Genomic DNA, 19,988 nt, shown 5'->3' with positions numbered 1-19,988 from the left:
CTGCTCAGCAGTGGCCCCGGCCTTCGTGTGTGGTGCGGTGTTCTTCAGTTCGCCGTCAGGCGGACTTGCGGGAGTCCCGCGGATGCACCGCGATGTTCATGGCACCTGAACGGAGAACCGCGAGGCGCTCCTCCAGGACCTCCTCGAGTTCTTCTCGAGTGCGGCGCTCCATGAGCATGTCCCAGTGCGTACGCGCAGGCTTGCCCTTCTTCTCCTCAGGTCCGTCGCCGTCTACAAGGAGTGCCTGGACCCCGCAGACCTTGCACTCCCACTCCGGCGGAATTTCTGCCTCTACCGAGAACGGCATCTCAAAACGATGTCCGTTCTGGCATGCGTACTCCACGGCCTGGCGCGGAGCCAAGTCGATGCCGCGGTCGGTCTCGTAGCTGGTCACCACGAGGCGCGTGCCGCGAAGAGCTCGCTCACTCATGAATCGTGCCTCCCGGGCTTGTCGCCCACAGGACAGGTGTCGCTGTCGTCGTCATCCGGTCAACGTCCGGTCGGCGGTAAAGATTCCCGTTAAGGGTCATGCGTCGCCGTCGTATGCCGCCCCTTGTTGTACCCACCAGCGCCCGGTATGTCACATCTGACAGAGGATGTCACCCTGCGTTTCTCAGTCTTGAGCTCGCAGTAACGGTCCGCCTGGTAAGCCAAACGCGTACACTACCGCCCTTTGGCTTCAGTTGCTAAATCCTGTCGGGTACGGGATTTCCCGCGTCGTGGATCGCTTGCCGTACGGGTACCCGCGCGAGCAGGACGAAACCGATCACGAAGAAGGCCACCAGCGAGACGATCGCGTCCCGGTAGCTTCCCGTGAGCTGGTACGTCAGGCCGAAGATCAGCGGTCCGAGCCAGGCCATGCCGCGGTCGCTGATCTCGTACGCGGAGAAGTACTCGGCCTCCTTGCCCGCCGGTACCAGGTGCGAGAACAGGGACCGCGAGAGCGCCTGCGAACCCCCGAGCACCAGACCGATCCCCGCCGCGAGCACGAAGAACCACACCGGCGCGCCCGCGGGCAGGAAGAACCCGGCCCCGATCGTCACCGTCCACGCGACCAGCGAGCCGAGGATGGTGCGCTTGGCGCCGTACGTCCGTGCGAGGCGCCCCATGGCGAGCGCACCCGCCACCGCGAGCACCTGCACGAGCAGGACCGCCACGATCAGCGTGGACTGGCCGAGGCCGAGCTCTTCGGAGCCGTAGACGGACGCCTGGGAGATCACCGTCTGCACGCCGTCGTTGTAGACCAGATAGGCGAGCAGGAAGGACAGGGTGTGCGGATGGCGGCGCATGTCGCGCACGGTCGACGCCAGCTGCCGCCAGCCGCGCGCCGACGCCCGGGAGGGCGGCACCTTGCGGTCGCGGAGCCGCCGCAGCGGTACGAGCGTGAAGGCGCCCCACCACACGCCCGCCGACGCCAGGCAGATGCGCACGGCCGTCGACTCCGAGACGCCGAAGGTGTCATGGGCCAGGAACAGGACCAGATTCGCCACCAGGACGAGCGCGCCCGCCGCGTAGCCGAACGCCCAGCCGCGCGAGGAGACCGCGTCGCGTTCCTGGGGAGGCGCGATCTGCGGCAGGTAGGAGTTGTAGACCACCATCGAGACGGCGAGCGAGGCGTTGGAGACGATCAGCAGGAGGCCGCCCAGGAGATAGCGGTCGCCGTCCAGGAAGAACATGCCGGCCGTCGACGCGGCCCCTACGTAGGCGGCCACCGCGAGCAGCGGCTTCTTGCGGCCCGTGCGGTCGGCGGCGGCGCCCGCGAGGGGCATGACGAGGACCGAGACGATCACCGAAGCCGACACCGCGTAGGCGAAGAAGGACCCGGCGCTGATCGGGATGCCCAGCGGGTGGACGTATCCGTCGCCGTCCGCGGCCGACTTGGCGATCTCCGTCAGGTAGGGGCCGAGGAACACGGTCAGGACGCTCGTCGAGTAGACCGAGCACGCCCAGTCGTAGACATACCAGCCGTGCTGCTCGCGCCGCCGTCGTGAAGCGCTCTCGTCGGCCGGTGGTGCCGTCCGCACGGTGTCGGTGCCCACCCGTGCCCCCTCGCTGGTCCCCGTGGTCCGCTGCCGCCCTGGAGGCGGTCAGGCCCAGGTTCCCCGGTCCTTCAGCACTTCGCGCAGCGTCTCGATGTGATCAGAGATGATGCCATCTACACCGAGGTCGAGGAGCGCGGCCATGCGTTCCGCCTCATTGACCGTCCAGACGTGCACCTGGAGCCCGCGCGCGTGGGCCGCGCGTACGAAGCGGCGGTCCACCACACGGATCCCCGCGTGCGTCTCGGGCACCTGTGCGCACACCGCGGAGCGGCGCACGGCGGCCGGGACGCCGAACGACTTCAGCCGCAGGGCCGCCACACCCCGCGTGCCGTACGAGGTGGCAAGGCGCGGGCCCGCCAGACGCTGGGCCCGGTCCACGCGGGACTCGGAGAACGAGCCGACGCACACGCGGTCCCAGGCGTCGGTGCGGCGCAGCAGGTCGAGAAGGGGGAGCAGGGCGGGCTCGGCCTTGACGTCCACGTTCCAGCGGACGTTCGGGAAGGTCTCCAGGAGCTCTTCGAAGAGGGGCACCGGCTCACTGCCCGCCACGCGCGCGTGGCGCACCGCGCTCCAGGGCAGATCGGCGATCTGCCCTGCCGTATCCGTCACCCGGTCGAGCGTCGCGTCGTGGAAGGCCACGAGGCGGCCGTCCGACGTGGCGTGCACGTCCGTCTCGATGTAGTGGTACCCCAGGTCCACCGCGCGCCGGAAAGCGGCGGCGGTGTTCTCCAGGCCGTCCGCCGCCCCGCCGCGGTGGGCGAAGGCCAGCGGGCCGGGATGGTCGAGATAGGGGTGGCGTACGCGCGTGGTCACCGCTGAAGTATCGCCTGCTCCGATTGACCGCCGGCAGCCACGACGCCTCCCCCGGATGGAGCGGGGGCGGCGAAGCGGCGCAGGAAGAACTGGGCCAGCGGGCCGATCGCCAGTGCGTACAGGACCGTTCCGACGCCGACCGTGCCGCCGAAGGCGAAACCGGTGGCGACCACCGCCACCTCGACCAGCGTCCGCATCAGCCGGATCGAACGCCCTGTGCGCTGGTGCAGGCCCGTCATCAGGCCGTCCCGGGGGCCGGGACCGAACTTCGCCGCGATGTAGAGCCCGGTCGCCGCGCCGTTCAGGACGATCCCCGCCACGAGGAGCGGGATGCGGGCGCCGAGCCCGTGCGCGTCCGGCATCAGAGCGAGGGTGGCGTCCATCGCGAGGCCGACGACGAAGACGTTCGACACCGTGCCCAGGCCGGGGCGCTGCCGCAGCGGGATCCACAGGAGGAGCACCGCCGCGCCGATGAAGATCGAGACGACGCCGATGGACAGCCCCGTCAGCTCGGCCAGGCCCTGGTGCAGCACGTTCCACGGTTCGAGGCCGAGACCGGACACCACCAGGAGCCCGGAGCTCGCGCCGTACAGCGCCAGCCCCACGTACAGCTGGACGAGTCGACGCGCGAGGTGCGACTTCACCGGTCGTGGCCGGCCGGTCGGCAGTGGCTTCGGCGGCTTCGGTGGCTTCGTCGTGGACAAGAGATGCCCCCCTGCTGGTGGTAGTGGCCTGACACATGACACTCTGTGGCTCGTATCAGGATGCCAACCATGGCCAATTCCAGGAAGGTGGACTGGGAATCATGGCTCAGTGGACTTCAGCGGTGGGCGCCACGCAGCTTGGCCGGCTGCTCACCTCCCAGCAGACGCGCCCCGCCGGCCCCGGCACACGCCGCCCGCCCGCCTACCGGGCCCTCGCCGACGGCATCCGCATGCTCGTCCTCGAAGGCCGTGTCCCGGTCGCCGCGCGCCTGCCCGCCGAGCGTGAGCTGGCCCTCTCCCTCGCGGTCAGCCGCACCACGGTGGCCGCCGCGTACGAAGCGCTGCGTACCGAGGGCTTCCTGGAGTCCCGCAGGGGAGCCGGCAGCTGGACCGCCGTCCCGGCGGGCAACCCGCTGCCCGCGCGCGGCCTCGAACCCCTTCCGCCCGAGGCGCTCGGCTCCATGATCGACCTGGGCTGCGCGGCACTGCCCGCGCCCGAGCCCTGGCTCACCCGCGCCGTCCAGGGCGCCCTGGAGGAACTCCCTCCGTACGCGCACACGCACGGCGACTTCCCGGCCGGTCTGCCCGCGCTGCGCCAGATGCTCGCCGAGCGCTACACCGCGCGCGGCATCCCGACGATGCCCGAGCAGATCATGGTCACGACCGGGGCGATGGGCGCCATCGACGCGATCTGTCATCTGTTCGCGCCGCGCGGTGAACGCATCGCCGTCGAGTCCCCGTCGTACGCCAACATCCTCCAGCTCATGCGCGAGACGGGCGCCCGCCTGGTCCCCGTCGCCATGTCCGAGGGGCTCGAAGGGTGGGACATGGACCGCTGGCGCCCGGTCCTGCGCGACGCGGCGCCCCGCCTCGCCTATGTGGTCGCGGACTTCCACAACCCCACGGGAGCGCTCGCCGACGAGGACCAGCGGCGCAAGCTGGTCGACGCCGCGCGCTCCGCGGGAACGGTCCTCGTCGTCGACGAGACCATGATCGAACTTCAGCTCGACGACGACGTGACGATGCCGCGTCCCGTCTGCGGCTTCGACCCGGCGGGCTCGACCGTCATCACCGTCGGCTCGGCGAGCAAGGCCTTCTGGGCGGGCATGCGCATCGGCTGGGTGCGGGCCGCTCCCGACGTCATCCGGAGCCTGGTCTCGGCACGTGCGTACGCCGACATGGGCACCCCCGTCCTCGAACAGCTGGCCGTGAACTGGCTCCTGAGCACCGGCGGCTGGGAGTCGGCCGTGCAGGTGCGCAGGGCCCAGGCCCGCGAGAACCGCGACGCCCTGGTCGCCGCCGTCCGCCGCGAGCTGCCCGACTGGGAGTTCGCGGTGCCGAAGGGCGGCCTCACCCTGTGGGCACGCGCCGGAGGCCTCTCCGGCTCCCGCCTCGCCGAGGTGGGCGAGCGGGTGGGGGTCAGGGTCCCGTCAGGGCCGCGCTTCGGGGTGGACGGAGCCTTCGAGGGGTATGTGCGGCTGCCGTTCACCGTGTCGGGCGCGGTGGCGGACGAGGCGGCGGTGCGCCTCGCGGCGGCCGCGCGCCTGGTGCAGAGGGGGGCGGGCGGGGGCGTGGAGGCGCCGCGGGCGTTCGTGGCCTGAGCGTCGGCGCTCGGAGCGGCGGTCCTCGAAGCGTCAGCTCTTGGGACGTCGGCTCCGGAGGTGTCAGCTCTCGGCGGGCACGGGCTCCGGTGTGGCTTCGGGGCGTGGGGCCGCTACGGGTTCCGTCGCCTCGGTGTCGGCCTCGGCGTCGGTTCCGGTGCTGTTTTCCGTACCGGTACCGGCACCGGTACCCGTGCTGGTGTCCGCGTCCGCCGGAGCGCTTCGTGCGGGCAGCAGCTCCGTCACCGCGTGCCGGTGCGCCTCGCTCGTCGCGTCGTCGTACGGATCGGGTGTCGCGGGCACCTGGAGCCGGTGCACCTGACCCGTGCCGAGCCTGGCGTAGCCGCGGCCGGGCGGGACGTCGGACGTCGGCGTCGTGTGCGGCGGCACTCCCAGGATGTCCTCGACCTGGTCGAACGTCGTGGGGCCGAGCACCACGCGCGCGCGTGTGTGCTGGCGCACCGGATCACTCAGCGCGTCCAGGCTGTCGAACTGATCGGCCACGACGACCGTGACGTTGGCCGCCCTGCCGTGCCGCAGCGGCACCTGGAGCAGCGACTGCGGGTCCTTGCGTCCGTCGGCGGCCGCCAGGTGGCCGAGCACGCTGGGGCGGTCCAGGAGGATCCACAGGGGGCGCTTGGTGTCGTCGGGGGCGGGGTGGCCCGCCTGCCGGGCGCGGTTGGCGGAGATCAGGCGCCGCTCCGTCTCGTGCGCGGCCCACTCCAGGCTCGCCAGGGCTCCGGCCAGCCCGCACTCGATGGCCAGGACGCCTTCCCGCCCGGTCAGGCAGGCGTAGTCGCCGATGCCGCTGCCCTCGACGATCAGGACGTCGCCGTGCAGCAGGGCCTGCAGGGCGATGGAGCGCAGCAGGGTCGTGGTGCCGCTGCCGGGCTCGCCGACCACCAGGAGGTGCGGCTCGGTGGAGCGGGGGCCGGTGCGCCAGACGACGGGGGGAACGTCGCGCTGCTCGTCGCCGTCGGTCACGGGCAGGGTGCGCTGGACACCGGTGGGGTCGGTGAAGCCGAGGACGGTCTCGCCGGGGGACGTGACGAACCGCTGGGCGGCGATGTCGGTGGGCAGTGGGGGCAGCACGTTCACCGTGAGCTGGTTGCCCTCCTCGTCCCACTCGAAGTGGTACTCCCGGCCGCGGCCCGACTTCGCGTGCAGGAGCTGCTCGATCCGTGCGCGCGCGTCGGGCTCGCCGTCGGTGAAGTACGCGGGGTAGCGCACCACCAGGTGGGAGACGCGGCCGTTGTCGTCGAACTCGTACGACGTGAGTGCCTTGTCCCACTCGCCGCCGTGCGCGAAGAGCGGCGCCGGGTCCTCCGGGACGGAGAAGTACGGCACGAGCGCTTCGTAGAGGGACTGCAGCCGCTGGGTCTGTGCGTCGTCGGGTCCGGTGGGCGCCGGAGCCGTGCGTTCCCTGCCGGTCCACGCGGCGGCCGCCATCAGGCAGATGGCGGCGAGCAGCGGACCGTACGGAATGAGGGCCACGACCAGGACGACGGATGCCACCAGGAACAGGAGCGGTCCGCGCCGGTCCTTGGGGGTGTCGGCCCACTTGCGCCGCCCGGCCGCTGCCAGCCGGCGCAGTCCACGAGAGATCGTGATCAGCGGGTGAAGGACGTCGGTGGCGTTGTCGGCGGCCGACCGTGCGAACTCCCGGCTCCGGGCGATCGAGGCGGTGCCGTTGCTCAGGATGCGGGGGAGGGGGCGCCGGGCCACGTCAGTCTCCAGATGGTGCGAACGAGGTCGCTACAGGGGGCGGGGAGCAGGGGACGTCAGAACTTGATCCCGCCGAGGAGGCTCGCCAGGCTCGCGCTGCCGGCCTTGATGCTCGGGGCGATGGCGGTGCCCGCCATGAAGAAGCCGAAGAGCGCGCAGACCAGCGCGTGGGACGCCTTGAGGCCGTCCTTGCGGAAGAACAGGAAGACGATGATGCCGAGCAGCACGACGCCGGAGATGGACAGGATCATGAGGGTTCTCCTGGTTGGTGGGGACAGTCACCATGAGTTGTTCCAGGTTCACAGCATGTATCCATACGATAAAAGGTGCAAATGGGGGAATTCTCGCGAATTTCCCTCGAATGGCGGAGGGGTGACGCGCTGCCCGGGCGCGGCTCCGGACGGCGTCCGGGATGCTTGGTGATCTTTGCCGCGGGCGCGCTCCGTCATGTACCCGGACGGGCAGTACCCTGTCGATTCACTCGTACGGCCGCACTCGGCGCCGTACGCCCCCTCTGAGTCACCCCGCAGTCGAAAGGCGGTCCGGTCCATGAGCGAAGCCCCCGACCCGGAAGTCGTGGAGCTGGCGACCAAGATCTTCGATCTGGCGCGCCAGGGCGGCACCGCGGCCCTCGTCGCGTACGTGGACGCAGGCGTTCCGGCCAACCTCACGAACGACAGCGGCGATTCCCTGGTGATGCTCGCCGCCTACCACGGGCACGCGGACGCGGTCGGGGCCCTCCTGGAGCGGGGCGCGGACGCCAACCGTGCCAACGACCGGGGGCAGACTCCGCTCGCCGGCGCCGTCTTCAAGGGCGAGGCCGCGGTGATCCGGGCGCTGCTCGACGGAGGCGCGGATCCGGCCGCGGGCACGCCGTCGGCGGTGGACACCGCCCGGATGTTCGCCAAGACGGAGCTCCTGGAGCTGTTCGGGGCGGCCTGAGCGGGGTAGCTGACCAGCAACAACGGGGGCGCTGGAAATGTGGTCGCGGCGGGTTGAACCGCTGGGCCATCATGACGACGTGATTCACGGACGCGACGGCGGGGCAGGAGTTGCCGCACCGCGCGGACCGTGAGCGGCCCGCCCCCGGACCTCCCGTCCGGGATCCCTACGGGCCACCGACGAGAGGCAGAGGAACATGGTCTACAGCAAGCAAGAGACGGCGGGCGGCCCGACGTGTTGGCGCACGGCCAGGTAATGCACGATTCCCGGTTGCGTCGACGCTTGATGTGAGGCTGTTTCCCATGTTCGATCCGGTCATAGCGCCCAGCGGTACGCTGCTCGGCCTGCTGCAGCGGGGCCGCGGTGACGGCACCCTGCACGCACTCACCGCACCCCGCTCCGAGGCGCTCGCCGCCCTCGAGACCTGCGTGCTCCACGACCCACGCCACGACTGGCAGGTGGAGAACCGCTCCCTCTACTACGCCCGGCTCTACCTCGATCTCCGCGGCGGGATCGAGGAGATCGAGCGGCACCTCTTCGACTCCGAGGACGTCCTGAACGCGGACGAGTCACGCACCGGCCTCGCGCTCGCGGTCCTGGGGCACCTCGCCTCGTACGGCAGGCACGACGCCCTCGAACTGCTGCGAAGGTACGCGGCGTTCGGCGCCAACTGGGCCTGGGCCCTGGACGAACTGGCGCTGCGGGACGACGACGCGGGCCTGCGCGCCCTTGCCGTGCCCGTGCTCGCCAGATTCCCCTCGGACGCGGAGGGTGAGGCCGAGCTGGCCGCCGTCGTCCGCGACGCCTACGAACCCCGGCCCTGGCGGCTGTGGGAGGAGGACCCGAGGCAGGGCGTCGGCGCCCGCGTGCGCGCCGCCCGTGAGCAGGGCTCCTTCGACCGCTGGCAGCGCCAGATGCGACCCTCGGGGCCACGCCCCGGCTGGAGCGTCCAGGCCGTCTTCGACTGGGCGCAGGAAGGGCTCGAACGCGGCGCCGTCCTGCATGTGCCCGCCGCCCGCTGCCTGAGCGCCGTCGCGGGCCCCGAGGACCGCGCCGAGATCCTCGAAGCCGCCCGCACCGGCTCGGACGGGGCGCGCGGCACGGCCCTGCGCTACCTGGCGGACGCCCATGATCCCGATGTGTTCGACCTGATCGAGTACGCGGTCCAGAGCCCGTCACGGGCCGTCGTGGACGCCGCGGCCGAGTCCTTCGAACGGATGCGCAGCGTCGCCGCCGTGCAGCGGGCCCGCCGCTGGGCCCTGCGGCCCGACGAGCTCGGCGCCGCCGCCGGACGGGTGCTGGCCTGCAGGGGAGGCGCCCAGGACAGCAAGCTGGTCCTCGCCGCCCTCCGGGAAGCGGTCAGGGGCGAAGGCCCGGACGCGCCGACCCTCTGGACACTCGTCGACGGCGCCGGACGGCTCGGCATCGCCTGCGCGGCCCCCGTCCTTCGCCACGTCTACCGCGAGACCGCCTCCTCCCATCTGCGAGGCCGCGCCGCCCGCGCCCTCGCCGCCACCGATCCCTCCTTCGCCGCCGGATTCGCCGTCGAATGCCTGTGGGACTGCGAGGAGTCCACCCGCGAGGTCGCCGCACGGCACGCCGAGACGGGTGACGCCCGCGTGGTCACCCAGCTCAGAAGGCTCGCCGCGGACCCCGCCGAGGAGGACGAGGTACAGACCGCGGTACGGAGCAGGATCGGCCCCGACGCGGCCGAGGTGTAGACGGGGCAGCCGATGTCCTGGACGGGCGCGCCCCGGGGCGGGGCGCGTGCGGACCGTGCCGGAGCGGAACGCTCACGGGACGTTCCTCGGCAGGAAAGATCCACGTTGACGTGACCACGCCCCGCGCGACGACAACACGGGTATGCGTGTCGTCATCGTCACCGAATCCTTCCCTCCCGACGTCAACGGCGTGGCGCACTGCGCCCTGCAGACCGCCCGGCAGCTCGCCGCACGCGGTCACGACCCCCTGGTCATCGCCCCGGCACCCGCGGCCGGGGCGGACGCCGCAGCCGACGCCGGTGCGCCCTGCCCCGTCATCCGCGTCCCCTCCCTGCCGCTGCCCGGATATCCGCAGGTCAGGGTGGCGCTGCCCAGTCGGCGCCTGTCGGCGGCGCTGAGCGCGCACCGGGCCGACCTCGTCCACCTGGCCAGCCCCTTCGTCCTCGGCGCGCGCGGCATGGCGGCCGCCGCGCGCCTGGGCATTCCCGCCGTCGCCGTCTACCAGACGGATCTGGGCGGATACGCCCGTACGTACATGGGGATGGGGGAGTCCACCGCCTGGCGGCGCATCCGTGCCGTCCACGCCGCGGCCGACCTCACCCTCGCCCCCTCGTCGGCCGCCCTGCGCGACCTCGTGACGCACGGGGTGCCGCGCGTACGGCTGTGGCCGCGGGGCGTGGACACGGCACGGTTCGGGCCCGGCCTTCGGGACGCCGACGTGCGCCGTGAACTCGCTCCCGACGGTGAGCTGATCGTCGGCTACGTGGGGCGCCTTGCCCCCGAGAAGCAGGTCGAGCTCCTTGCCGGGGTGTGCTCCCTGGAAGGCGTACGCCTGGTCGTCGTCGGCGACGGGCCCAGCGAGGCTGCCGTGCGGGCGGCGCTGCCCGGCGCGGTCATGCTGGGCCGCAGGACCGGGGGCGAACTCGCCCGGATCTTCGCCTCGTTGGACCTCTTCGTGCACACCGGGCCCTACGAGACGTTCTGCCAGACCGTGCAGGAGGCCATGGCCAGCGGTGTGCCCGTGGTGGCGCCGGCGGCGGGCGGCCCCCTCGACCTCGTCGTGCCGGGCCGCACAGGGGCCCTGGTGCCCCCGCAGGACGCCCTCGCGGTGCGTGACGCGGTCTGGGCGCTCGCCGCCGATCCGGGGCTTCGCAGGGCCTACGGGGCGGCCGGGCGCGCGGCCGTCGAGGGGCGGACCTGGGAGGCGGTGGGCGAGCAACTCGTCGGCCACTACGCCCAGGTGCTCGCCGCGCGGACGGCGGTGGCGGCATGAGGGCGGCCCTGTACAGGGAAGCGGCCTACCGCGCGGCGGCGGCACGCTCCGTAGAGCGGCCCCCCGAGTCCCTGCGGATCGTGCGGCTCGCCAACTTCGTGGCCCCCACCTCGGGCGGACTGCGCACCGCGCTGCGGGAGTTGGGGCGCGGCTACCGCGCGGCCGGGCACGAGCCCGTGCTGATCGTGCCGGGAGAGCGGGCGGGGGTCCTCGACACCGGCCAGGGGCGCGTCATGACACTGCCGGGCACACTGCTGCCCGGTACCGGCGGCTATCGCGTCCTCGCGGATCGCCGCAGGGTGGCCCGGCTCCTCGAACGCCTCGCCCCCGACCGCATCGAGGTCTCCGACCGCACGACGCTGCGCTGGACCGGAGCGTGGGCCCGGCACCGCAGGATCCCTGCCGTGATGGTCTCCCACGAGACGGCGGACGGCGTCCTGAGGTCCTGGGGCCTGCCCCAGGAGGCCGCCCAGCGTGCGGCCGACGCTCTCAACTCCCGGACGGCGCACGCGTACGCGCGGGTGGTGTGCACCACGGAGTGGGCCGAGCGGGAGTTCGTCCGCATCGGGGCGCGCAATGTCGTCCGTGCGCCACTGGGCGTCGACCTCGTGGGCTGCCGGCCGGAGCTGCGTGACCCACGCGTGCGCGAGCGCCACGCGCGCGTAGGCGAGGTGCTCCTGTTGCTCTGCTCCCGGCTGTCGGTGGAGAAGCGGCCGGGCATGGCGCTGGACGCCCTGGAAGCACTCCGAGGCCGGGGCGTGCCTGCGGTGCTCGTGGTGGCGGGGGACGGGCCGCTGCGTGCCCGCCTCGAACTACGGGCACGCGAGCGGCGGTTGCCGGTGACGTTCCTGGGACACGTGGCGGACCGCACGGCCCTGGGGGCGCTGCAGGCCACGGCCGACGTCTGCCTGGCGCCGGGGCCCTGCGAGACGTTCGGGCTCGCGGCCCTGGAGGCGCTGGCGTGCGGAACACCGGTGGTGGCCAGCGCGTCGTCGGCGCTGCCGGAGATCGTGGGCGGGGCGGGAGCGGCGGCGACGGGCAGCGGCGACGCGTTCGCGACCGCCGTCCAGACCCTCCTCACCCGACCCGAGCGGATCCGCAGGGAGGCGGCACGCGCGCGTGCGGAGTGCTTTGGGTGGGGAGCGGCGGTCACGGCCTTCTTGGGGGCGCATGATGCTTCCGGGCCCGGTGGTTGTGGGCAGGCGTTCCACGGGGCGGGACCGATGGGCACCACCCTGGCGCGGGGTACCGATGCGCCAGGCGGAGGGGTATCTGACGAGGCGCACGGCACGGGGCGCGCTTCATGAGGCCGCTGCGTTTCGTGGCCATGGGCGACTCCCTCACCGAGGGCATAGGGGATCCGGTGGAGGAGGGCTGGCGAGGCTGGGCCGCGCTGCTCGCCCCGTCCTGCGGGGACGTCGCGTTCCGCAACCTCGCCGTCAGCGGGGCCCAGACCGATGACGTGCTGAACCGGCAACTGCCCGAGGCGCTGGAGCTGCGGCCCGACCTGGTCTCCGTGATCGTCGGCGTCAACGACACCCTGCGCTGCACGTTCGACATCGGCGCCGTGGCCACGCGACTGGACGAGACCTACGGCGCCTGCGCGAGGCAAGGCGCCCAGCTCGTCACCGCCTGCCTCCCCGACCCGGGGGCCATGCTCGGCCTCCCGGGCGTGCTGGCCCACCCCCTGGCCCGGCGCCAACGGGCGGTCAACGCGGTCGTACACGCGCTGTCCGAGCGCTACGGAGCCGTCCACCTGCACCTCGCGGAGGACGAGTGGATCGCCGACCGCACCCTGTGGAGCGCGGACCGGCTGCATCCGGGCGAGCGGGGCCACCGACTCGTCGCCGCCCGATTTCACGCGCTGCTCGCGGCGCGGGGCTTCGCGGCGGGCGATGCTCCCTCCTGCGAGCCCCAACTGCCCTCGCCCACCCGGTCGGCGAGCCTGCTGTGGCTGGCCACCGCGGGGACCGGCTGGGTGGCGCGCCGGTGCACCGATCTGCTGCCCCAGCTGCTCACCCTCGCCGCCGACGAGGTACGTCATCAGGTGCGGGGCAGCAGCGCCCGGCTCGACCTGAGCGCCACCCACGCGGTGACGGCGGCCCTCGCCGCGCTCACCGCGGCCGAGCAGCCGGACGCGGCGTAGAGGGAGGGCGGCGAGCCCGTAGGAGCCTCGGAACGCTCAGGAAAGCCCCTGCGGGCCCCAGGAGGCCTCAGCGCCGTCCCGCCGGGACGAATCGGACCGGCGTGCCCGGCACAGCCTGCGCCGCCCCGGCCAGATCCGCCTCCCTGACCACCGCGATCACCGGATAGCCCCCGGTCGTCGGGTGGTCGGCGAGGAAGACCACGGGCCGGCCGTCCGGCGGCACCTGGACGGCGCCCAGGACCATGCCCTCGCTGGGGAGCTCACCGGTGAACGACCGCTCCAGGGAGGGCCCTTCGGTGCGCAGCCCGATGCGGTTGCTCGCCGAAGACACCCGGTACGCGCGCGTGGTGAACGTGCGCAGGGCCGATGCGGTGAACCAGTCGGCGCGGGGTCCTGGTGTCACCCTCAGGACCAGTTCGTGCGGTGGCGCCGCGTGCGGGACGGCGTCCACGCGCGCGTGGAGCGCGGAGGCGTTTCCCGTGGTGCCCAGAGGGATCACGGTTCCGTCCGCGAGGGGCGGGGGGCCGAGCCCCGAGAGCAGATCGGTGGAGCGGCTCGCGAGCACCGGGTCGACGGCCACTCCACCGCCGAACGCGACGTAGCAACGTACTCCGGAGACGGCCGTTCCTACGTCGAGCAGCGCACCGGCCGGTACCCGCACGGGTGCGCCCCATGCCGCCGGGCGGCCGTCGACCGTCACCGGGCAGGGCGCACCCACGACGGCCACCGTCACCGCGCAACGGGGGCGCACGGAGCAGCCGTTGAGGGTGGTCTCCAGGACGGCGGCCTCGGGCGGGTTGCCGACGAGGCGGTTGGCGAGGCCCGCCGCGGCCGGATCGAGGGCTCCGGAGCGCGGCACCCCGAGGTGGGCGTGCCCGGGGCGGCCCTGGTCCTGCACGGTGGTCAGCGCCCCGGCCCGGACGACGGCGAAGGCCCGGTCGGTCATCGTTCCTCCGAGACGGGGACGAAGCGCACCCGCACGCCGGGAGTGAGCAGCGCGGCGGGCACGCGCGCATGGTCCCACAGAACGGCGTCCGTCGTGCCGATCAGCTGCCAGCCGCCGGGCGAGGAGCGCGGATACATCCCCGTGTACGGCCCCGCGAGGGCGACGCTGCCGGGCGGGACGCTCGTGCGGGGGGTGGCCCGGCGGGGCACTTCGTAGCGCTGCGGCAGCCCGGTGAGATAGCCGAAGCCGGGCGCGAACCCGCAGAAGGCGACCCGGAACTCGGCCGCCGAGTGGATCCGCGCCACCTCCGTCACCGGCACACCCCAGTGCGCCGCCACATCCGCCAGGTCGGGCCCGTCGTAGCGGACGGGGATCTCTCGTATGTCCTGCGCACGCGCCGACAGCGGCGGGATCTCCAGGGCGGCGAGCTCGGCGCCGACACGGCCCGGGTCGTCAAGGCCGTCCAGGAGCACCGTGCGGGCCGCGGGCACGATCTCCCGTACGTGGAGCAGGCCCGCGGCCCTGCGGCGCAGCAGCTCGGCGTGGAGGGCCTGCGCCTCGTCGCCGTCGGCGAGTTCGACCAGCAGCGCCAGGTCGCCGACCGGGAGCACCCTCACGCGAAGGCCTCCACCCGGACGCCCGAAGCCGCGAGGCGTGCCCTGACCTGCCGGGCGAGGGCCACCGCTCCCGGGGTGTCGCCGTGCAGGCACAGCGAGCGCGCGCGGACGTCGATCCGCCGGCCGTCCTGGGCGGTGACGGTCCCGGAGCGGGCCATGCCCACGGAGCGTTCGACGACGGCGTCGGCGTCCGTGATGACGGCTCCGTCCCTGCCGCGCGGCACGAGCGTCCCCTCCGGGGTGTACGCACGGTCCGCGAACGCCTCGGTGACGACGGGAAGTCCGGCCTTCCCGGCCACCTCCAGGAAGCGCGATCCGGGCAGCCCGAGGACGGGCAGCGTGTCATCCGCGAGGAGGACCCCTTCGACGACCGCGCGCGCTTGGTCCTCGTCGTGGACGACGCGGTTGTAGAGCGCGCCGTGCGGCTTCACGTACGACACGCGAGAGCCGGCCGCCCGCGCGAAGACCTCCAGGGCGCCTATCTGGTACGCCACTTCGGCCGCCAGCTCGTCGGCGGGCACGTCCATGGAGCGGCGCCCGAAGCCCGCCAGATCGCGGTAGGAGACCTGGGCGCCGATCCGCACGCCGCGCGCGGCGGCCTGCTCGCACACGCGGCGCATGGTGGCCGCGTCGCCCGCGTGGAAGCCGCAGGCCACATTGGCGCTGGTCACGACGGAGAGCAGCTCCTCGTCCTCGGTCAGGCGCCAGCGGCCGAAGCCCTCACCGAGGTCGGCGTTGAGATCGATCACCGCATCGGTCACGGCGTCGGTCACGGCATCCATCTCGGCATCGGTCATGCGGGTGGTTCTCCTGTTTCCGTCCGTCCGGGGGCCTGCTCAGGCCACCCGGTACTGCTCGTCACGGGCATCGGTGAGGAACATCTGGCCCGGCGCGTGCGTGATCGCGAACGGCGGCCGCGAGGCCATCACCGCGGCCTGCGGCGTCACGCCGCACGCCCAGAACACGGGGATGTCACCGGGCTCGGCGGCCACCGCGTCACCGAAGTCGGGCCGGGTCAGATCGTCGATGCCGAGCCCCGCCGGGTCGCCGCAGTGCACCGGACCGCCGTGCACCGCGGGCATCAGGGAGGTCTCCCTGAGCGCCGTGGAGAGGTGCTCGGGCGGCACGTGGCGCATCGACACCACCATGGGGCCGTGCAGCCGTCCCGCCGGACGGCAGGGGCGCGCGGTCACGTACATGGAGACGTTGCGTCCCTGCTCGACGTGGCGCATCGGAACGCCGGACTCCGTCAGCGCCCACTCGAAGGTGAAGCTGCAGCCGATGAGGAAGGACACCAGGTCGTCCCGCCACCGGTCGACCACATCCGTGGGCTCGTCGGTCAACTCGCCGTCCTCCCAGACCCGGTAGCGCGGCAGGTCCGTCCGCAGATCGGCGCCGGGCGCCAGGGGCGTGGTCCAGGAGCCCGCGTCCGTGACGTCGAGCACCGGGCAGGGCTTCGGGTTGCGCTGACAGAACAGGAGCATGTCGTACGCCCAGTCGGCGGGCACGGCGATCAGATTGGCCTGGGTGTGGCCTGCGGCCCAGCCCGCTGTCGGCCCGCTCATGCCCGAACGGAAGAGCGCGCGGGCCTCCTCGGGGCTGCGCGACGCCGTGGCCGCGGGGCTCACACCAGCTCCTTGCCGCGCGTCTCGGGCAGTCCGAAGAGGGCGAGTACGGCGAGCGCGTAGCCGATCGCGCCGAAGATCAGCGCACCGCCCACGCCCCAGCTGTCGGCGAGGAAGCCGACCATCGTGGGGAAGACGGCGCCCACCGCGCGACCGGTGTTGTACGTGAAGCCCTGGCCGGTGCCGCGCACGGCCGCCGGATAGAGCTCGCTGAGGAACGACCCGAAGCCGCTGAAAATGGCCGACATACAGAAGCCGAGCGGGAAACCGAGCACAAGGAGAAGGCCGTTGGCCCCGTCCGGGATGTTCGTGTACGCCAGGATGCTGGCCGCGGAGAGGAACGCGAAGAGCGCGATGTTCCGTTTGCGGCCGAGGATGTCGGTGAGATAGCCGCCCGCCAGATAGCCGATGAAGGCCCCGGAGATCAGGAACGTGAGGTACCCGCCGGTGCCGACCACCGTGAGCCCGCGTTCGGTCTTGAGATAGGTGGGCACCCAGGTGGCGAGCGTGTAGTAGCCGCCCTGTACGCCGGTGGACAGCAGGACCGCGAAGAGCGTGACGCGCAGGAGTCCGGGCTTGAAGATCGCGGTGAACGATCCCTTGTTCGCGCTCTTCTTGCGCTCCTCGGCCGCCTCAGGGGCGTCGTGCACGTTGCGTCGTACGTAGACGACGAGCAGGGCGGGCAGTGCGCCGGTCCAGAACATCACGCGCCAGGCGATGTCCTCGTCGAGGAACTGGAACACCAGGGTGTAGACGATCACCGCGAGTGCCCAGCCGGCCGCCCAGGCGCTCTGGATCGCGCCGAGCGTGCGGCCGCGGTTCTTGGCGGTGGCGTACTCGGCGACCAGGATCGCGCCGACCGCCCACTCGCCGCCGAAGCCGAGTCCCTGGAGGGCGCGGAAGACCAGCAGCGTCTCGTAGTTGGGCGCGAAGCCGCAGGCGACGGTGAAGACGGCGTACGTGACGACCGTGATCATCAGTGCCTTGACCCGGCCGATCCGGTCCGCGACCACCCCCGCGATCGCGCCGCCGATGGCGGAGACGACCAGCGTGACCGTGGTGAGCAGGCCGGTCTGGCCGCTGTCCAGGCCGTAGTACGCGGCGATCGCGACCATGCTCAGCGGCAGCGTGAAGTAGTCGTAGGAGTCGAGGGCGTAGCCGCCGAAAGCGCCGGCGAAGGCGCGGCGGCCTCGCGGGCCCAGGGCGCGCAGCCAGCCCAACGCGCCGTTGTCGTCGGGGGTTTCGCCGTTCACGGGAGGCGTGTCGGTCGAAAGGGTCTGGGGCGGAGGGGGTGTGCTCATGGGCACCTCGCAAGAGGGGGGACGGAGGGTGCGGAGCGGGCAGGGCGTACGGAGCGGGCAGGGCGTGCGGCACGGGCGGGGACTGTGCCGTGCCCGACAAGGTAGAGGATCGTTGAACGATCCCTCAATACCCATGTTGTCTCGTTCTTGCATCTGCGATTGAATCCGGGCATGGCTGAGGGAATGGCTGACGCGCGCGGACTGGCCGACGACCGTGCGCTCCTGGGGCGCACCAGCACCGCCGAGCGGGTGTCGGACATCCTCCGGAGCCGCATCGCGGAGGGTTTCTTCCCGCCGGGTGCCCGGCTGTCCGAAGACAGCATCGGGGGCGCACTCGGCGTCTCGCGCAACACGCTGCGCGAGGCCTTCCGCCTCCTCACGCACGAACGGCTGCTGGTCCACCAGCTCAACCGTGGGGTATTTGTCCGAGTTCTCACGATTGAGGACGTGGAAGACATTTACCGCACGCGGCGGCTCGTCGAATGTGCGGTCGTCCGCGGACTCGGCGATCCGCCCTTCGCGCTCGACGGACTCGCGAGCGCCGTCGCGGAGGGCACGAAGGCCGCGCGCGAGCGGAAGTGGAAGGGCGTCTCCACGGCCAACATCCACTTCCACCGGGAGCTGGTCGCCCTCGCCGGAAGCGCCCGCACCGACGAGGTGATGCGCAGCGTCTTCGCCGAACTGCGCCTGGCCTTCCACGTGGTGGACGACCCGCGCCGGCTGCACGAGCCGTACCTCGTACGCAACCGGCAGATCCTGCAGACCCTCCAGGAGGGTGACGCCGCGGAAGCCGAACAGCTGCTCGCGGTCTACCTGGACGACTCGCGGCGCGGCCTCGTCGAGGCCTACGGCCAGCGCGTGGCGGAGGGCGAGCGGGCGGGCTCCTGAGCCCCGGACGGGCCTCGGCCGGCGCTGTCAGATCTGCGCCGTTTCGACCGTTGTCAGACCGAGGATCTAGTCTGTGCACCGTGACTTCGCCTGCCGTTTCGGACACCGCTCCGCCCCAGCTCAGCGCGGGGCCGAGGCCCGCTCTGGGCCCGGCCGCCGACGAGGGCCTGGCGCGGCGGCTCCGCGCGCTCGCCTGCACGGCGCCGCTGCACGACCTGGACGTGCGCAAGGCCAACCTCGCGGGCGAGTACTCGGTGTACGCGATGGCGGAAGTGGCCCTCTCCGCTATCGACCTCGTCACCCTGAACATGGACTTCGACACCGGCGCGGACCATGAGCAGATAGTGGCCAGGCTGCTCCCGCGCGTCGGAGCCCAGGCGCCCAGGCGCCCCGTGGCCGAGCACGAACGCGTCGCCCGCTGGGTCCTGGAGAACCTGATCAACGTCGGCAGCGTCGACCGCGGTTTCCGCGCCGTGTACGGCACCTTCGCGCCCGACGGCACCTATGTGCGCAGGGACTACGACTTCAAGCTGATCGAAGAGGTCCCCGGGTACGGCGGGAGCGTCTATCTCCGTACGACGGACGAGGCGGTCAACGTCCTCGTGGGCGCCCTCGACACCGACGTCACCAGCGCCCAGATCGCCGCCGAGGTCAAGCTGGAGGTGCTCATCAGCCGCGGCCGTCTCGCCGACGCCCAGCTCGCCGCCGAGCAGGCGCGGTATCGGACGGTGCAGTACTCCGAAACACTCCGCAGAGCCCTGGACGCCACCCGGCGCAACGTACGCGCGGTGGACTGGCTCCAGGCCGTCCCCGACATGATCGCGGAGGCCCTCGACCACGTGGCCGACCGCTACCGCCACGAGAACGCGATCCTGACGAACATCCGCAAGGCACGCGACGAATCCGAGGACCCCGAGCAGAAGCGCCGCGCCGCCGAGCTCGTCGACATCGTCAAGGACTGCATCCGCCGCCACACCCAGCTCCAGTCCCGGCTGCTCGACGCGGGGCCGCTGTTCCGCGCCGAGCAGGACCGCCAGGCCTTCGCCGCGCCCACCTCACAGACCGGGCTCGATCTGTACGGCCAGCTCGTCGCGCCGCTCCTGCCGCTCCCGGTCGAGCAGGCGAGCCGCGTGACGAACGCGTTCTTCGCACGCGGCACGGGACTGCGCACACCCGTCTCCGTGCGCGTCGGTGACCTCGTCGACATACTGCTCACGCCGCCCCAGGAGCGGGAGCACCTCGGCGTGGAGATGCCCGAGCCCGACCTCATCGCCACGCCCGACGACAGCCGCTTCAGCGAGGCGCAGCTCGCCGGCGCCATGGAGCTGCTCGACCTGCCGCACGACGCGCCCCGGCGCCTCTCCGGGCTGCTCGCCGACGCCCGCGCCCGCGACACCGAACTGCCGTATCTGGTCGCCCTGCTCGCCGTCCACGCGGCGAGCCCGCCGGTCGGCACCGCCTACCGCCAGGGCGAGGAGAAGCTCCTGTTCGCCGTGGACGACGGAACCGAACTCGACGACCCGGAGTTCGGCGGCGCCGACCTCATCGTGGGCACGGCGCTGCTCGACGCCGCGGGCATGGCGGCCGGCCGGACGGAGGCCGCGTGAGCACTCCTGACACGCTCGTGAGCACCCCGGACCGTCC

Annotated in this window: 19 protein-coding genes; 8 read left to right on the top strand and 11 right to left on the bottom strand. The window is 72.5% G+C overall.

What is annotated here, in order from left to right; translation table 11 throughout:
* Positions 1-55 precede the first annotated feature (55 nt).
* The 4 genes from ACFUPX_RS32635 to ACFUPX_RS32620 form a co-directional block, all read right to left on the bottom strand.
* A complete protein-coding gene (locus ACFUPX_RS32635; protein WP_249591189.1) occupies positions 56-430 on the bottom strand; it encodes an RNA polymerase-binding protein RbpA in 375 nt (124 codons plus the stop codon).
* A gap of 256 nt (positions 431-686) precedes the next feature.
* A complete protein-coding gene (locus tag ACFUPX_RS32630) occupies positions 687-2,039 on the bottom strand; it encodes an MFS transporter (RefSeq protein ID WP_383330908.1) in 1,353 nt (450 codons plus the stop codon).
* Between the two features lie 48 nt (positions 2,040-2,087).
* Complete coding sequence (locus ACFUPX_RS32625) at positions 2,088-2,855, bottom strand: glycerophosphodiester phosphodiesterase (protein ID WP_383330905.1); 768 nt, start codon at positions 2,853-2,855, stop codon at positions 2,088-2,090.
* Entirely contained in the window at positions 2,852-3,523 is a 672-nt protein-coding gene (locus tag ACFUPX_RS32620) for a YitT family protein (protein ID WP_383330919.1), read from the bottom strand. Before ACFUPX_RS32620 ends, ACFUPX_RS32625 begins: the two co-directional genes overlap by 4 nt.
* Before the next feature lie 137 nt (positions 3,524-3,660).
* Between ACFUPX_RS32620 and ACFUPX_RS32615 the strand changes: the two genes are divergently transcribed.
* Positions 3,661-5,160: a PLP-dependent aminotransferase family protein gene (locus tag ACFUPX_RS32615; RefSeq protein ID WP_383330902.1), complete on the top strand. Its 1,500-nt coding sequence runs from the start codon at positions 3,661-3,663 to the stop codon at positions 5,158-5,160.
* A 63-nt stretch (positions 5,161-5,223) separates the two neighbouring features.
* On the opposite strand, the gene ACFUPX_RS32610 is transcribed toward ACFUPX_RS32615, so the two are convergent.
* Entirely contained in the window at positions 5,224-6,885 is a 1,662-nt protein-coding gene (locus ACFUPX_RS32610) for an ATP-binding protein (protein WP_383330899.1), read from the bottom strand.
* Between the two features lie 56 nt (positions 6,886-6,941).
* Entirely contained in the window at positions 6,942-7,136 is a 195-nt protein-coding gene (locus ACFUPX_RS32605; protein WP_249591193.1) for a hypothetical protein, read from the bottom strand.
* Between the two features lie 298 nt (positions 7,137-7,434).
* On the opposite strand from ACFUPX_RS32605, the gene ACFUPX_RS32600 reads away from it, so the two are divergent.
* The 5 genes from ACFUPX_RS32600 to ACFUPX_RS32580 all read left to right on the top strand — a co-directional run bounded on the left by ACFUPX_RS32600 (position 7,435) and on the right by ACFUPX_RS32580 (position 12,967).
* The gene (locus ACFUPX_RS32600; RefSeq protein ID WP_383330896.1) at positions 7,435-7,827 is read left to right on the top strand and encodes an ankyrin repeat domain-containing protein; all 393 of its coding nucleotides are present in this window, start codon (positions 7,435-7,437) and stop codon (positions 7,825-7,827) included.
* A gap of 302 nt (positions 7,828-8,129) precedes the next feature.
* On the top strand, positions 8,130-9,548 hold the full coding sequence (locus ACFUPX_RS32595) for a HEAT repeat domain-containing protein (protein WP_383330893.1): 1,419 nt from the start codon (positions 8,130-8,132) through the stop codon (positions 9,546-9,548).
* A 142-nt stretch (positions 9,549-9,690) separates the two neighbouring features.
* The gene (locus ACFUPX_RS32590) at positions 9,691-10,821 is read left to right on the top strand and encodes a glycosyltransferase family 4 protein (protein WP_383330890.1); all 1,131 of its coding nucleotides are present in this window, start codon (positions 9,691-9,693) and stop codon (positions 10,819-10,821) included.
* A complete protein-coding gene (locus ACFUPX_RS32585) occupies positions 10,818-12,128 on the top strand; it encodes a glycosyltransferase (protein WP_383330887.1) in 1,311 nt (436 codons plus the stop codon). Before ACFUPX_RS32590 ends, ACFUPX_RS32585 begins: the two co-directional genes overlap by 4 nt.
* Positions 12,125-12,967: an SGNH/GDSL hydrolase family protein gene (locus tag ACFUPX_RS32580; protein ID WP_383330884.1), complete on the top strand. Its 843-nt coding sequence runs from the start codon at positions 12,125-12,127 to the stop codon at positions 12,965-12,967. Before ACFUPX_RS32585 ends, ACFUPX_RS32580 begins: the two co-directional genes overlap by 4 nt.
* 67 nt (positions 12,968-13,034) lie before the next feature.
* Here the strand turns inward: ACFUPX_RS32580 and ACFUPX_RS32575 are convergent, their stop codons facing one another.
* Genes ACFUPX_RS32575 through ACFUPX_RS32555 form a run of 5 tightly spaced genes read right to left on the bottom strand, consistent with a single transcriptional unit; the run spans position 13,035 to position 17,456 of the window.
* Complete coding sequence (locus ACFUPX_RS32575) at positions 13,035-13,913, bottom strand: biotin-dependent carboxyltransferase family protein (RefSeq protein ID WP_383330881.1); 879 nt, start codon at positions 13,911-13,913, stop codon at positions 13,035-13,037.
* Positions 13,910-14,530, bottom strand: coding sequence for an allophanate hydrolase subunit 1 (locus tag ACFUPX_RS32570; protein ID WP_383330878.1), 621 nt, complete (start codon positions 14,528-14,530; stop codon positions 13,910-13,912). The genes ACFUPX_RS32575 and ACFUPX_RS32570 overlap by 4 nt, the downstream gene beginning before the upstream one ends.
* Positions 14,527-15,327: a LamB/YcsF family protein gene (locus ACFUPX_RS32565; protein WP_383330875.1), complete on the bottom strand. Its 801-nt coding sequence runs from the start codon at positions 15,325-15,327 to the stop codon at positions 14,527-14,529. The genes ACFUPX_RS32570 and ACFUPX_RS32565 overlap by 4 nt, the downstream gene beginning before the upstream one ends.
* Positions 15,328-15,366: 39 nt before the next feature.
* A complete protein-coding gene (locus ACFUPX_RS32560) occupies positions 15,367-16,158 on the bottom strand; it encodes a putative hydro-lyase (RefSeq protein ID WP_383330873.1) in 792 nt (263 codons plus the stop codon).
* Positions 16,155-17,456, bottom strand: coding sequence for an MFS transporter (locus tag ACFUPX_RS32555; RefSeq protein ID WP_383330870.1), 1,302 nt, complete (start codon positions 17,454-17,456; stop codon positions 16,155-16,157). The genes ACFUPX_RS32560 and ACFUPX_RS32555 overlap by 4 nt, the downstream gene beginning before the upstream one ends.
* Before the next feature lie 183 nt (positions 17,457-17,639).
* Here ACFUPX_RS32555 and ACFUPX_RS32550 point away from each other — a divergent pair, with 183 nt between their 5' ends.
* Positions 17,640-18,344: a GntR family transcriptional regulator gene (locus tag ACFUPX_RS32550; protein WP_383330916.1), complete on the top strand. Its 705-nt coding sequence runs from the start codon at positions 17,640-17,642 to the stop codon at positions 18,342-18,344.
* A gap of 80 nt (positions 18,345-18,424) precedes the next feature.
* A complete protein-coding gene (locus tag ACFUPX_RS32545; RefSeq protein ID WP_383330867.1) occupies positions 18,425-19,951 on the top strand; it encodes a hypothetical protein in 1,527 nt (508 codons plus the stop codon).
* The last annotated feature ends 37 nt before the right edge of the window (positions 19,952-19,988 follow it).

Source organism: Streptomyces sp. NPDC057302, from assembly GCF_042667685.1.
Taxonomy (GTDB): domain Bacteria; phylum Actinomycetota; class Actinomycetes; order Streptomycetales; family Streptomycetaceae; genus Streptomyces.
This window is presented reverse-complemented; position numbering and strand designations above follow the sequence as displayed.